General features: G+C 66.4%; 8 protein-coding genes and 1 pseudogene. 6 read left to right on the top strand and 3 right to left on the bottom strand.

Going from position 1 to position 13,465, the window contains the following annotated elements:
- The first annotated feature begins 137 nt into the window (after positions 1-137).
- Positions 138-1,829 carry an asparagine synthase B gene (gene asnB / locus ABRP17_RS03105; protein ID WP_349984830.1) on the top strand — a complete coding sequence of 564 codons (1,692 nt, stop codon included), beginning with the start codon at positions 138-140 and terminating at the stop codon, positions 1,827-1,829.
- 278 nt (positions 1,830-2,107) lie between these two features.
- On the opposite strand, the gene ABRP17_RS03100 is transcribed toward asnB, so the two are convergent.
- Positions 2,108-4,417, bottom strand: coding sequence for a penicillin acylase family protein (locus ABRP17_RS03100; RefSeq protein WP_349984829.1), 2,310 nt, complete (start codon positions 4,415-4,417; stop codon positions 2,108-2,110).
- Positions 4,418-4,568: 151 nt separating this feature from the next.
- Between ABRP17_RS03100 and bfr the strand changes: the two genes are divergently transcribed.
- A complete protein-coding gene (bfr, locus tag ABRP17_RS03095) occupies positions 4,569-5,057 on the top strand; it encodes a bacterioferritin (RefSeq protein ID WP_188324554.1) in 489 nt (162 codons plus the stop codon).
- A gap of 209 nt (positions 5,058-5,266) precedes the next feature.
- On the opposite strand, the gene parC is transcribed toward bfr, so the two are convergent.
- Together parC and ABRP17_RS03085 are read right to left on the bottom strand one after the other, a co-directional pair.
- Entirely contained in the window at positions 5,267-7,510 is a 2,244-nt protein-coding gene (gene parC, locus ABRP17_RS03090; protein ID WP_188324553.1) for a DNA topoisomerase IV subunit A, read from the bottom strand.
- A gap of 58 nt (positions 7,511-7,568) precedes the next feature.
- Positions 7,569-8,399 (bottom strand): helix-turn-helix transcriptional regulator, encoded by an 831-nt coding sequence (locus tag ABRP17_RS03085; protein WP_349984876.1) that lies wholly within the window; start codon positions 8,397-8,399, stop codon positions 7,569-7,571.
- Positions 8,400-8,640: 241 nt separating this feature from the next.
- Between ABRP17_RS03085 and ABRP17_RS03080 the strand changes: the two genes are divergently transcribed.
- The 4 genes and pseudogenes from ABRP17_RS03080 (at position 8,641) to ABRP17_RS03065 (ending at position 13,426) form a co-directional block, all read left to right on the top strand.
- Positions 8,641-9,084 (top strand): MarR family winged helix-turn-helix transcriptional regulator, encoded by a 444-nt coding sequence (locus ABRP17_RS03080; protein WP_188324551.1) that lies wholly within the window; start codon positions 8,641-8,643, stop codon positions 9,082-9,084.
- Positions 9,081-10,574: an efflux transporter outer membrane subunit gene (locus tag ABRP17_RS03075; protein ID WP_349984828.1), complete on the top strand. Its 1,494-nt coding sequence runs from the start codon at positions 9,081-9,083 to the stop codon at positions 10,572-10,574. The genes ABRP17_RS03080 and ABRP17_RS03075 overlap by 4 nt, the downstream gene beginning before the upstream one ends.
- An 11-nt stretch (positions 10,575-10,585) precedes the next feature.
- A pseudogene (emrA, locus tag ABRP17_RS03070) lies at positions 10,586-11,746 on the top strand (multidrug efflux MFS transporter periplasmic adaptor subunit EmrA); the annotation flags it as partial.
- 96 nt (positions 11,747-11,842) lie between these two features.
- Complete coding sequence (locus ABRP17_RS03065; RefSeq protein WP_349984827.1) at positions 11,843-13,426, top strand: DHA2 family efflux MFS transporter permease subunit; 1,584 nt, start codon at positions 11,843-11,845, stop codon at positions 13,424-13,426.
- Positions 13,427-13,465 lie beyond the last annotated feature (39 nt).

Raw genomic sequence — 13,465 nt, 5'->3', positions numbered from 1 at the left:
AAAGCACCATCACACCCGGACACCAGAAACCCGCATCGACCGATGCGGGTTTTTTTGTGCCCGGAGCAGACCCCGGGCCAGGGTGGCCGGTCGAACACCCCCATCGCGTATACACCCCTAAACAGGAGTTGCACCCCATGTGTTCGATCTTCGGAATATTCGGCCTGCAGGCCGGCGACGACCTCCCTGCGCTGCGTCGCCACGCGCTCGAATCCTCGCAGCGTCAGCGTCATCGCGGACCGGATTGGAGCGGGGTCTATCTCGATGACGGTGCCCTGCTGGTGCACGAGCGCCTCGCCATCGTCGACCCGGCCGGCGGCTCGCAGCCGCTGCTGTCCGAAGACGGAGAGCTGGCGCTGGCGGTCAACGGCGAAATCTATAACCACCAGCAACTGAAGGCCGAGCTCATCCAGCCCTACGCGTTCCAGACCGGTTCGGACTGCGAGGTCATCAATGCGCTGTACCGCGAGGGTGATCCGACGCGCTGGCTGGAACGTCTCAACGGCATCTTCGCCTTCGCCCTGTGGGACAAGGCGAAGGCGCGCGTGTTGATCGCGCGCGACCCGATCGGCGTGGTGCCGCTGTACTGGGGCCATGACGCGCAGGGACGGCTGCGGGTGGCGTCCGAGCTGAAGGCATTGGTCGACACCTGTGCCGACGCCGCGCAGTTCCCACCCGGCCACTTCTACGACAGCGCCAGCGATGATCTGGTGCGCTACTACCAACCGTCCTGGCGTGACTACGACGCCGTGCAGGGCACGCCGGTGGATCTGGCCGAACTGCGCGTTGCCTTTGAGCGTGCGGTTGAACGCCAGTTGATGAGCGATGTGCCGTACGGCGTCCTGCTGTCCGGTGGACTGGATTCGTCACTGGTGGCCGCCGTGGCGGCGCGTTATGCGCGAAGGCGCATTGAAGACGGCGGCGAGAGCGAGGCGTGGTGGCCGCGCCTGCATTCCTTCGCCATCGGCCTGAAGGGCTCACCCGACCTGGCCGCCGCGGCCATCGCTGCCGAAGCGTTGGGCACCGTGCACCACGGCTTTGAATACACCTTCGAAGAAGGCCTGGACGTCCTGCCCGAGGTGATCCGTCATATCGAGACCTATGATGTCACCACCATCCGGGCGTCGACGCCGATGTTTCTGCTCGCACGTCGGATCAAGGCGATGGGGGTGAAGATGGTGCTGTCGGGCGAGGGCAGCGACGAAATCTTCGGAGGCTACCTGTACTTCCACAAGGCGCCGGATGCACGTGAGTTCCATGCCGAGCTGGTGCGCAAGCTTGATGCGCTGAGCAACTACGACTGCCTGCGCGCGAACAAGTCGATGATGGCGTGGGGTGTCGAGCCGCGCGTGCCGTTCCTGGACCGCGAGTTCCTCGATGTGGCGATGCGTTTCGATGCCGTGCACAAGATGGTGGGCAGCGATGCATCTGGCGGGCGCCGGGTGGAAAAAGGCGTGCTGCGCGCAGCGTTCGAAGGTTACCTGCCGGAAAGCATCCTGTGGCGTCAGAAAGAGCAGTTCAGCGATGGCGTGGGCTATGGCTGGATCGACGGCCTGAAGGCGCACGCCGAGGCGCAGGTCAGTGAACGGGTGCTGGCCGCGGCGGACAAGCGCTTCCCGCACAACCCACCGCAGACCAAAGAAGCGTATTACTACCGCCACGTGTTCGAGCAGTATTTCCCCAGCCATGCCGCCGCCGAAACGGTGCCCGGTGGCAAGTCGATCGCCTGCTCGTCGCCGGCGGCCATTGCGTGGGATGCCAGCTTCGCCAACGCGGCAGACCCGTCAGGCCGCGCGATTGCCGGCGTGCACGAATCCGCGCTGGCGTAACCCGTCCGATTCGGCGCTGCCCTGGCGGGGCAGATCCGCCGGGTAGAGCCGACTTCAGTCGGCTGCACCCAGACCACACGTGCTGACCCGGTCCGCCGAGCACGGCTCGGCGCTACCAAAGCCAGTTTACCGGTCGCCCGGTAGCGCCGAGCCGTGCTCGGCGAGCGCAGCGGTTGCACGCGGAGGTAAATGGAACGCGTTGGCGGAGACGTCATGGTAAAGGCAGCCGACTGAAGTCGGCTCTACCAAGTCGGCTCTACCACGTCGGCTCTACCGGATCAGCGTGCGGGCTTCAGGGTCAGTGTGTGTGTGGTCGGACCCGGCAGGAACGGGGTGGGGCGCCCGTGCACGTAGTCGTCGTGGCCGGCGGCCCAGAACGGTGACAGGGGATGTCCACTCTGGCCGCCCGGCATGTGGATGATGCCGTCGGCTTCGTGCCCGGGTGATACCACCATGCGCTGCGATGCACCGAAGGCGGGACCTTGCACGCGCGGCATGTTGTTGTCGCCAGGCAGCGGATCGGCTGGCATGCACAGCCAGCGCTGCGCCAGCGCAGGCAACGCGCGGCTGATCGGGTGACAGATCGCCGCCGTATTGCGTTCGCCCCAGGTGCGCTCGGCCAGCGGTCCCTGCGCGGACAGACTGGTTTCCAGGCCCTTCGCCGCATCGATCAGCAGGGCATCCCACGTGGCATATGTCGCCGGCAGCAGATGCGCCGGGCGCTGGCTGACCAACGGCCACAGCACCCCTTCGAACTGCACCAGATTCGGCTCCAGCCATTCCTCGCCTAGTGCCTGTTTCGCCGGTGCCAACAGTCCGGCGGTTACGGCATCCTGCACCCTGCCACGGAATCCGCGGACCATCCGGTAGCTCACCGAATCCACGGACGCATGGCCGTCCCAGACGCGGGTGACGGCTTCCAGCCGTTGCAGCGCTGGATCCTGCGAATCCTTCACCACAGTGCGCAACACGACCCACCAGCGCTGCAGGAACAAGGCCCGATCGTCGAGCTGGATGGCCAGCAGGTCTTTCTCCGTGAAGCGCTCGCTGGCCTGCAGTGCATCGCGGATCTGTCCCGCACGTGCACCGAGGTCATACCCTGCGTCACCGGCAATCGTCAGCTCGGCACCATCCAGCACACGCCCGTTGGCGGTCCACAGTCGCTGCCCGGGGGGATCGATCAACGAAGGGGCTGCATCACTGCGGATCGGCCACGCGGCGCAACCGGCATGCGGCAGCGCATGCATGTCGGCCGGCAGGCAGTCAGCCGTGCGCGCAGGCCGTGCACCCAGCAGTCGCCACGCGATGCGTCCACTGCTGTCGGCCAGCAACAGATTCTGCGCCGGAATGCGCGTGCGGTCGGCGACGCGCAGCGCAGCGTCCAGGTCTCCCGCGCGCGCCAGATCAGCGAGCGCCAGGCTGATCGCACCGGGCTGGTGTGCGACCCAGCGCAGTGCCTCGCCCGAGCCATCCGGACGCTGATGCAGCACCGGCCCCCATGCCGTCTCGCGCACGGTGAAGTCCACGGGGTCGCCGCCCGCCACCTCGATGCGTTCTCGGTGTTCGGTCATCGAGGCCCCTGCGGGGACCGGCTGGAAATCGGCGGTATCGATGAAGCTGTTGGTGAAGCCCCAGGCAACGTGGCCGTTGCTGCCGACCACGATGGCGGGCAGGCCGGGCAGTGAGAACCCACTGACATCCACCCGCCCACCCGGTGCCTGGGCATCGGGGTAGCGCAGGCGCACGCGGAACCAGATGTTCGGGGCGCGCTGTCCCAGGTGCATGTCGTCGGCCAGGATGGCGCGGCCATCCGCCGTCAGCGCGCCGGCCACGGCGAAATTGTTGCTGCCGGTGACGTCCTTTTCCGCAGCAGGGGCCACCGGCCCGGAGGGCAGTGCGCGCAGGTCCAGCACATCGGCACCGGGCAGCGTCGCATCGCCGCGCGCATCACCCATCAACGGTGCGTCCCAGCTGCTGCCGCCGTGGCTGAGCAGCCCATACAGCGCGGGTGGCATCACCTCGCGCAGGCGACGGTAGGCCAGCTCGTTCTGGTTCGAAGGATCCTGCAGGTCGGCGTACATGGCATAGCCGGTCAGCAGGCTGTCGCTGGCCTGCCACGGGGTGGGGCGCTGGCGCAGCAGCAGATAGGGCCAGGGCCGCACGCGCAGCCCGGACATGCCCTCGTTCACGCCCTCGACGTACGCGCGCAGCTCGGCACTGACCGGCTCGCGCGCTGCCCGGTCACGCAGGCGATGCACGCGCATGCGCTTGTCCAGATCCAGTGCAGCAGGACCGAACAGGGCGGACAATTCACCGGCGGCACTGCGCCGCATCAGGTCCATCTCGAAGCCGCGTTCCTGCGCATGCACCTGGCCCAGCGCGCGCATGACATCGATCTGGCTGCTGCCTTCGAGGGTCACGACCCCCAATGCATCGCGGGTGATCGTCACCGGTGCCTGCAGCCCGGTAAGGGAGGCCTCGCCGTCCAGCGGCGCCAGGCTGCCACGCAGCATCCACCATGCCGAACTACCCGCAGCCACCAGCACGACGACGAACAACCAGAACAAGCGCAACAACCATCGACGCATGGGACGCTTCCTTGCCGGACCGGGGGTGAACCGATTGTAGCCACCCTTCAGGACAGATCGCAGGAGAGACGCGACTGCGATTGATTCCGATTAGATCACCGGGTTTCTGGATAGGGCACCATGGCGTCATCGAGTCACAGGAGCATCCCCCATGAAAGGCAACCCGGACGTCATCGCCTGCCTGAAAGAACTGTTGCGCGGCGAGCTTGCCGCCCGCGACCAGTACTTCATCCATTCCCGCCGTTACGAGGACCAGGGCCTGTTCGCGCTGTACGAACGCCTGAACCACGAAATGCAGGAGGAGACCGAGCATGCCGATGCGCTGCTGCGGCGCATCCTGTTCTTGGGCGGCGACCCGGACATGCGCGCGCACGCCTTCGAGCCCGGCGTCACCGTCGAGGAGATGCTGCGCAAGGACCTGGATACCGAGTACGCGGTGCGCAACAACCTGGCTGCCGGCATGAAGCTGTGCGAAGCCAACGGTGACTATGTCAGCCGCGACATGTTGCTGGTACAGCTGAAGGACACCGAGGAAGACCACGCGTGGTGGCTGGAGCAGCAGTTGGGTCTGATCCAGCGCATCGGCCTGGAGCTTTACCAGCTGAGCAAGATCGACGGCAAGGGCGCTGTCGCGCACTGACCGTGTAGCCAGCCAGCCTCGCGCCAGCCAGCAATGAAAAAGCCGGGGATTCCCCGGCTTTTTTGTGTCTGACAATGCGTTGGTGGAGCTGGCTGGTGGGCTGACGGGTGGCACCGACTGGTAGAGCCGACTGGTAGAGCCGACTTTAGTCGGCTTTTCCGGACCAGCCGACTGAAGTCGGCTCTACCCGCAGGCAGGACGGAGTCAGCTCACTCCACCGACAGCCCTTCCACCTTCTGCCAGCCGCGCGGCAGCAGGTGGCCGCGCGTGGCACGCGTGCCCAGGTAGGTGTCGAGCTCGCTGAACTTCAGGCCCATCGTGCGCTGGCCGCTGCGGACCTGCAGGGTCTGGCCGGGGCTGATCGCCACCACCGCCACCACCCGCTCGGTGGCCAGCTTGGCCTTCGGGATCTCGATGATCTTGTTGCCCTTGCCCTTGTCCAGTTCCGGCAGGTCGCTGGCGGCGATGGCCAGCAGGTTGCCCGAACTGGTCACCGCGACGATGCGGTCCGTGTCCACGTTGGCCAATACGGCCGGCTGCAGCACCGACGAGCCCGACGCGAGGTTCAGCATCGCCTTGCCGGCCTTGTTGCGGCCGATCAGGTTCTCGAAGCGGGTCACGAAGCCATAGCCGTGCGTGGAGGCCAGCACGAAGCGTCCGGTCGGTTCGGCGCTCGCCAGGGTGACGAAACTCGTCCCCGATGCAGGCGAAAAGCGCCCGGTCAGCGGCTCGCCATTGCCGCGGGCCGAGGGCAGGGTGTGCACCGCGGTGGAATAGGCGCGGCCCTCACTGTCGAGGAAGGCGACCTGCTGCGTGCTGCGGGCGCGGACCGAAGCCAGCAGGCTGTCACCGTCGCGGTAGTTCAGCGATGACGGGTCCACGTCGTGGCCCTTGGCCGCGCGGATCCAGCCCTTCTCCGACAGCACGACGGTCATCGGCTCGCTCGGTACCAGCTCGGTTTCATCGATGGCCTGTGCCGCACCGCGCTGCACCAGCGGCGAACGACGTGCGTCGCCGAACTTCTTGGCATCGGCCGTCAGTTCGTCCTTGATCAGCTTCTTCAGCTTGGCCTTGCTGTCCAGGATGCCGAGGATCTTGTCGCGTTCCTTGGCCAGCTCATCCTGCTCGCCGCGGATCTTCATTTCTTCCAGGCGCGCAAGCTGCTTCAGCTTGGTTTCCAGGATGTACTCGGCCTGGTCGTCGGACAGGCCGAAGCGCGCGATCAGTGCGGCCTTCGGTTCGTCTTCGGTCCGGATGATGTGGATCACTTCATCCAGGTTGAGGAAGGCGACCAGCAGGCCTTCCAACAGGTGCAGGCGACGCTCGACCTTCTGCAGGCGATGCTGCAGGCGGCGGACCACGGTGCTGCTGCGGAACGCCAGCCATTCGCTGAGCAGGGTCTTGAGGTTCTTCACCTGCGGGCGGCCGTCCAGGCCGATCACGTTGAGGTTCACCCGGTAGCTGCGTTCCATGTCCGTGGTGGCGAACAGGTGGCCCATCAGCTGGTCGGCATCGACGCGGTTGGAACGCGGCACCAGCACCACCCGTACCGGGTTGGCGTGGTCGGACTCATCGCGCACGTCTTCGATCCACGGCAGCTTCTTGGCCCGCATCTGTGCGGCGATCTGTTCGATCACCTTGGACGGCGACACCTGGAAGGGCAGGGCGTTGACCACCACGTTGCCGTTCTCTTTCAGGTAGGTCGCCCGCGCACGCACGCTGCCGTGGCCGGTTTCATACAGGTGCAGCAGATCGGCGGCGGGGGTGATGATCTCCGCGTTGGACGGGTAGTCCGGCCCCTTCACGTGCTCGCACAGGTCGCGCACGCTGGCATCGGGATCTTCCAGCAGATGCAGCAGCGCGCTGACGATCTCGTTGAGGTTATGCGGGGGCACATCGGTGGCCATGCCCACGGCGATGCCGGTAGTGCCGTTGAGCAGCAGGTGCGGCAGCCGCGCCGGCATCCAGGTCGGCTCCTGCATGGTGCCGTCGAAGTTCGGCGTCCAGTCGGTCGTGCCGTGGCCGAGCTCGCCCAGCAGCACTTCCGCGATCGGGGTCAGCTTGGATTCGGTGTAGCGCATCGCGGCGAACGACTTCGGGTCATCGCTGGAACCGAAGTTGCCCTGGCCTTCGATCAGGGGATAGCGGTACGAGAACGGCTGGGCCATCAGCACCAGTGCCTCGTAGCAGGCGCTGTCGCCATGCGGATGGTACTTGCCGATGACATCGCCGACGGTGCGCGCGGACTTCTTCGGTTTGGAACCTGCGTTCAGGCCCAGCTCGCTCATCGCATAGATGATGCGGCGCTGCACGGGCTTGAGGCCGTCGCCGAGGAAGGGCAGCGCACGGTCCAGGACCACATACATCGAGTAGTCGAGGTAGGCGCGCTCGGCATATTCGCGCAGCGGCAGCTGTTCGAAGCCGTGGAAGACGGGGCGGGCAAGATCGGTCATGCGGGGTTGTTACCTGTGTTCGGAGGCGGCGACGGCCGTCGCCCTCGCAATAGGGTGATTATCCGGATGCGGCCGGAGAAGCCAAGCCGCGCGGTGGATCGAGTCCCTGCGCTGCCCGTGCAAGATAGCGTCCCGGCGGCACGCCGAAGTGGCGGCGGAACACCGTGACGAACGCGCTGGAACTGCTGAAGCCCAGCCCGTGGGCGATATCGGCCACCGGTCGTCCTTCGCTGAGCTGGCGCAGCGCCTCGGCCAGGCGGGCCTGTTGCCGCCAATGGGAGAAGCTGAGCGTGGTCTCCTCGCGGAAATGGCGGGTCAATGAGCGGGTCGACAGGCCTGCCCACGCGGCCCACTGCGCAAGACTGCGGTCATCGGCGGGGTCGGCGAGCAGCTGGGAGGCGATCTTCAGCAGGCGCCTGTCGCGCGGCATGGGCAGGTGCATCCGTTGTCGCGGGGCCGTGCGCAGCTCGTCAAGCAGCACCTCCACCAGGTGCTGCTGGCGCGAAGTGACGCGCTCGGCAGGTGTCCATTCGCATACCCGCAAGGCCACGGCCTGCAGCAGGGGGGAGATGCCGATCACACAGGGATCAGCGGGCAGGTCATGGCACAACGTCGGCGCCAGCACCATGCCCCAGCCCCGCAGAGGCCCGTCGATGGCCACGGTGTGCGGTTCGCCCGCAGGCATCCAGCCCGCCGAGCCGGGCGCCAGCGACCACGTGCCGTGATGCGTACGCGTGGTCAGCAGACCACTTTCCACGCAGATAAGCTGGGCGCGGCCATGGGCATGCCAATCCACCTCATGCGCCAGCCCTTTCGCGCTGTCGATGTGGAAGCCCACCACGGGCAGGCCATCCAGGCGCTCGAACCACTCCAGCGCGCTTTCCCGCATCACCTGCCGGGCGGCCACGACGTCCGGACCCTGGCGTACCGGCAGCGGCACGTCCGGTGGACTGATGAGGGTCGCAAGTGGCTCGATAACACCATTCATTGGCTGGATTGTACTACCGGGCCAGCCCGAACGCTCATTAAGGTAGCCCTCTCCCGATCACTCACATTGTTGCAACACAGCATTCGATGCCAGATCGAATATTTCCATTGAGAAATATATTTTTTGGAAGAGAATGTGCGGCATGATCTGTCCCGATACGACACCTCCCAGTTTCGGCCTGTTGTTGCGCCAGGTGCGCGATGGCCTGGTCCGGCAGTTGGACGCCTCCATGGCCGAAGAGAACCTCGGCCTTAATTTCACCCATTACATCGGCCTGAAGGTCCTGTCCCGGACCGCACCGTGCACGGCGAACGAACTGGCCAAGGCCATCGACCAGGTACCCAGCGCGGTCACGCGCCTGCTCGACAAGCTGGAGGCGCTGGGCTGTGTGCGCCGCGAAGCGCATGCGATGGACCGGCGTGCGCTGCAGATCGTGCTGACCGATGAAGGTCGCGCGCTGTGGGCACGCCTGCAGAAGCGCGGCGAGGATGTGATCGATTACGCCTCCCGCGAGCTCAGCGCCGACGAACGTGCGCAGCTGCTCTCCCTGTTGACCCGAATCCGCGACTCATTGACGACCCCATGACTTCCATCCCTCTTGTTTCTACATGGCGCCAGGGCCGGCCCCTGTTGCTGGCCGGCCTGGTGTTGGCACTCGCCGCTTGTGCCAGCAGCCGCGGGCTGCAGCCGCACGGCGCGCTGTTGGATGCCGATGCGCTGCACAGCAGCCGCACGTTGACGGGCGCCTCGCTGGGCGCGGCCGGCTTCCCCGCGCAGGACTGGTGGAAAGCACTGGGGGACCCGCAGCTGGATGCCCTGATCGAAGAAGGGTTGGCCAGCCACCCCAGCCTGGATGCGGCCGATGCGCGGCTGCGCCAGGCACGATCGCAGGTGGGTGGGGCGCGTGCCGACCAGTTGCCCAGTCTTTCGGTATCCGGCGGCTATACGGGTCTGCGCTTACCCGAATCCATGCTGGGCGATGAAACCGGCGGTCACTACGCGGGCAGCAGCCAGCTCGCCCTCAACTTCAGCTACGGCGTGGACCTGTGGGGCGGCAAGCGCGCCACTTGGGAAGCGGCGGTGGACAGCGCGCATGCGGCGGCGATCGACGCGCAGGCGGCGCGCATGAATCTGTCCTCCAACATCGCTCAGGCTTACGCCGGGCTGGCCTACGCATGGCAGTTGCACGATGTGGCCGAAGAAGAGTTGGCACGTTCGCAGAAAACCCTGCAGCTCACCCGCCAGCGCCGCGCCGCCGGCATCGACAGTGACCTGCAGGTGCGCCAGGCCGAATCGCGCGTGCCGGCGGCGCAGCAGCAGCTGCAGGCCGCCCAGCAGCAGATTGACGAAGGGCGTACCGCATTGGCGGCGCTGGTCGGGCAGGGGCCGGACCGGGGCCTGCAGATTGGGCGTCCGCACGCATTGGACCCGATGGCGCTGCAGCTGCCGGGCGTGTTGCCCAGCGAACTGCTGGGGCGCCGCCCGGACATCGTGGCGGCGCGCTGGCGGGTGGAAGCGGCCGGCCGGCAGATCGATGCAGCCAAGGCGGCGTTCTATCCGAGCCTGAATCTCACCGCGCTGGCCGGCGTCGTCGCACCGAATCTCGGCGACCTGCTGCAACGCGAATCCACGTTTGCCTACATCGGCCCGGCGCTGAGTCTGCCGATCTTCGAGGGTGGGCGTCTGCGCGCGGGCCTGGACCGCCGTGACGCCGAGTACGATCTCGCCGTTGCCACGTACAACCAAGGGCTGGTGGACGCATTGCACCAGGTGGCCGACCAGGTCAACGCGGTGCGCTCGCTGCAGCAGCAGGCGCAGTCGCAGCAGCAGGCGGTGGATACCGCGCGCGCTGCGCACGGTCTGGCTGACCAGCGGTATCGCGCCGGCATCGGCGGCTATCTGGATGTACTGACCGCACAGTCCACCCTGCTGCAGGCGCAGCAGCGGCTGGCCGGCCTGCAGTCGCAGCAGCTGTTGTCATCGGTGCGTCTCAGCCAGGCGTTGGGCGGCGGCTTCCAGCCGGCTGCCGATGACACCGTGCGTGCTGCCCCTCTTTCCGATTCCTCGCATTCCTGAAGACATCTCCCATGAGCCAGACCTCTACCCCCGCGGCGCCCGCCGCTCCCAGCCGTCGCGGCAAGCTGCTGCGCGGACTGATTGTGATCGTGCTGCTGCTGATCGCCGCAGCGGCCCTGTGGTATTTCATGTTCGGCCGCTGGTTCGAAGAAACCGACGATGCCTACGTGGGCGGCAACCAGGTGCAGATCACGCCGCTGATCACCGGCACGGTGGTCGGTATCGCGGCCGACGATGGCATGCGTGTCGAGCGCGGCCAGTTGCTGGTACAGCTGGATCCAGCCGATACCGAGGTAGCGCTGCAACAGGCAGAAGCCCAGCTTGCCGGTACGGTCCGCCAGGTGCGTGGCCTGTACCGCAGCGCCGAAGGTGCACAGGCCGAGTTGAATGCACGGCAGGTCACGTTGAAGCGCGCACGCGATGATTTCGCCCGCCGCAAGGACCTGGCCGCCACCGGCGCCATTTCCGATGAAGAGCTGTCGCATGCGCGCAACGAACTGGCCGCTGCGGAAGCCGCCGTGGCCGGTTCGCGCGAAACGTTCGAACGCAGCCGCGCACTGGTCGATGACACGGTGATCGCCACCCAGCCCGACGTGCAGGCCGCCGCTGCGCAGCTGCGCCAGGCGTGGCTCAACAATGCGCGCGCCGGCATCGTCTCGCCGGTCACCGGCTACGTGGCGCGTCGCTCGGTGCAGGTCGGCCAGCGCGTGCAGCCGGGCAATGCGCTGATGGCGGTGGTGCCTACCGATCAGATGTGGGTGGAAGCCAACTTCAAGGAAACCCAGCTGCGGCACATGCGCCTGGGCCAGGAAGTGGAGCTGCGTTCGGATCTGTATGGCGGCGATGTCAGCTACAAGGGACGCCTGACCAGCCTGGGCATGGGCACCGGCTCGGCGTTCTCGCTGCTGCCGGCACAGAACGCCAGTGGCAACTGGATCAAGATCGTGCAGCGCGTGCCGGTGCGCATCGCCATCGATGCCAAGCAGTTGGCCGAGCACCCGCTGCGCATCGGCCTGTCGATGAAGGCCGAGGTCAGCCTGCGTGACCAGAAGGGCGAAGTGCTGCCCAGCCAGGCAGCGACCGGTTCGGTGTTTGACACAGACGTGTATGCCAAGCAGCTGCATGATGCCGACGACATGATCCATACGATCATCCAGGGCAACCTGCCGCAGACGGTCGGTGCGCCGGTGATGTCGGCTGCGGGCCGACCGTCGCCCTCCACCGCGCCGGCCACGCCGCCGCGCACAGCCAAGGCAGGCTGACGGCCCATGTCTTCCCAAGCCCCTGCCGCACCCGGTACGCCGGGTGCACCGGCGGCCCCGGTCGCTGGCTTCCTGCCACCCAACATCGCCTTGTGCACGGCGGGCCTGGCGATGGCGTCGTTCATGCAGGTGCTCGACACCACCATCGCCAATGTGTCGCTGCCGACCATCGCCGGCAATCTCGGCGCCAGCTCGCAGCAGGCGACGTGGGTCATCACCTCGTTCGCGGTCAGTACCGCGATCGCGCTGCCCTTGACCGGCTGGATGAGCCGCCGCTTCGGCGAAACCAAGCTGTTTGTATGGGCCACGCTGGCCTTCACCATTGCCTCGCTGTTGTGCGGCCTTGCCCAGAGCATGGGCATGCTGGTGGTGTCGCGCGCCCTGCAGGGCTTCGTTGCCGGCCCGATGTACCCGATCACCCAGTCGCTGCTGGTGTCGATCTATCCGCGTGAGAAACGCGGCCAGGCGCTGGCCCTGTTGGCCATGATCACCGTAGTGGCGCCCATCTGCGGGCCGATCCTGGGCGGCTGGATCACCGACAACTACAGCTGGGAATGGATCTTCCTGATCAACGTGCCGTTGGGCATTTTCGCGGCGCTGGTGGTCGGCAACCAGATGAAGGGGCGGCCGGAGCAGATCGAAAAGCCGAAGATGGATTACGTTGGACTGGTCACGCTGGTGATCGGCGTCGGCGCCTTGCAGTTGGTGCTGGACCTGGGCAACGACGAAGACTGGTTCAGTTCGCCGATGATCGTGGCGCTGGCGTGCGTGTCTGTCGTGGCCTTGGCGGTGTTCCTGATCTGGGAGCTGACCGACAAGGACCCCATCGTCGACCTGCGGTTGTTCCGCCATCGCAATTTCCGCGCGGGCACGATGGCGATGGTGGTGGCGTACGCCGCGTTCTTCAGCGTGTCGTTGCTCATTCCGCAGTGGTTGCAGCGGGACATGGGCTACACCGCGATCTGGGCCGGCCTGGCGACCGCGCCGATCGGCATCCTGCCGGTGATCATGACGCCGTTCGTGGGCAAGTACGCGTCGCGCTTCGACATGCGCATGCTGGCCACGGTGGCCTTTGTGTTCCTGTCCTTCACCAGCTTCATGCGTTCGGACTTCAACCTGCAGGTGGACTTCCAGCATGTAGCGGGCGTGCAGTTGTTGATGGGCGTTGGCGTGGCGCTGTTCTTCATGCCCGTGCTGCAGATCCTGCTGTCGGACCTGGACGGGCGCGAGATCGCTGCAGGTTCCGGGCTGGCCACCTTCCTGCGTACCTTGGGCGGCAGCTTTGCCGCGTCACTCACCACGTGGCTGTGGGCGCGCCGCACGCAAGTGCATCATGCGGACATCACCGAGCACATCTCCGTGTACCGGCCGGGCATGCAGGAACAGGTCACCGCGATGGGGCAGGGCGACCTGCAGCACGGCGCGGCAGCACTGAACACGATGATCAACCATCAGGCGTCGCAGATGGGCTTCAATGACATCTTCTTCCTGCTGGGCTGGATATTCCTGGCCATCATCGCGTTCCTGTGGCTGGCCAAGCCGCCGTTCGGCGCGGGCGCAGGCAGTTCCGCCGCCGCGGGCGGTCACTGATCCCGTATCCGTAGCGCCGAGCCCCGCTCGGCGCTTTTC

The organism is Stenotrophomonas sp. WHRI 8082, from assembly GCF_040223995.2.
Classification (GTDB): domain Bacteria; phylum Pseudomonadota; class Gammaproteobacteria; order Xanthomonadales; family Xanthomonadaceae; genus Stenotrophomonas.
The sequence above is the reverse complement of the archived record's forward strand: the minus strand, read 5'-3'. Positions and strand labels throughout refer to the sequence as shown.

Excerpts from the sequence above, each read along its gene's own strand:
- bfr (WP_188324554.1), top strand. The coding sequence starts at position 4,569 with ATGAAAGGCAACCCGGACGTCATCGCCTGCCTGAAAGAACTGTTGCGC.
- ABRP17_RS03085 (WP_349984876.1), bottom strand. The coding sequence starts at position 8,399 with ATGCGGGAAAGCGCGCTGGAGTGGTTCGAGCGCCTGGATGGCCTGCCC.
- ABRP17_RS03080 (WP_188324551.1), top strand. The coding sequence starts at position 8,641 with ATGATCTGTCCCGATACGACACCTCCCAGTTTCGGCCTGTTGTTGCGC.
- ABRP17_RS03100 (WP_349984829.1), bottom strand. The coding sequence starts at position 4,417 with ATGCGTCGATGGTTGTTGCGCTTGTTCTGGTTGTTCGTCGTCGTGCTG.
- asnB (WP_349984830.1), top strand. The coding sequence starts at position 138 with ATGTGTTCGATCTTCGGAATATTCGGCCTGCAGGCCGGCGACGACCTC.
- ABRP17_RS03075 (WP_349984828.1), top strand. The coding sequence starts at position 9,081 with ATGACTTCCATCCCTCTTGTTTCTACATGGCGCCAGGGCCGGCCCCTG.
- ABRP17_RS03065 (WP_349984827.1), top strand. The coding sequence starts at position 11,843 with ATGTCTTCCCAAGCCCCTGCCGCACCCGGTACGCCGGGTGCACCGGCG.
- parC (WP_188324553.1), bottom strand. The coding sequence starts at position 7,510 with ATGACCGATCTTGCCCGCCCCGTCTTCCACGGCTTCGAACAGCTGCCG.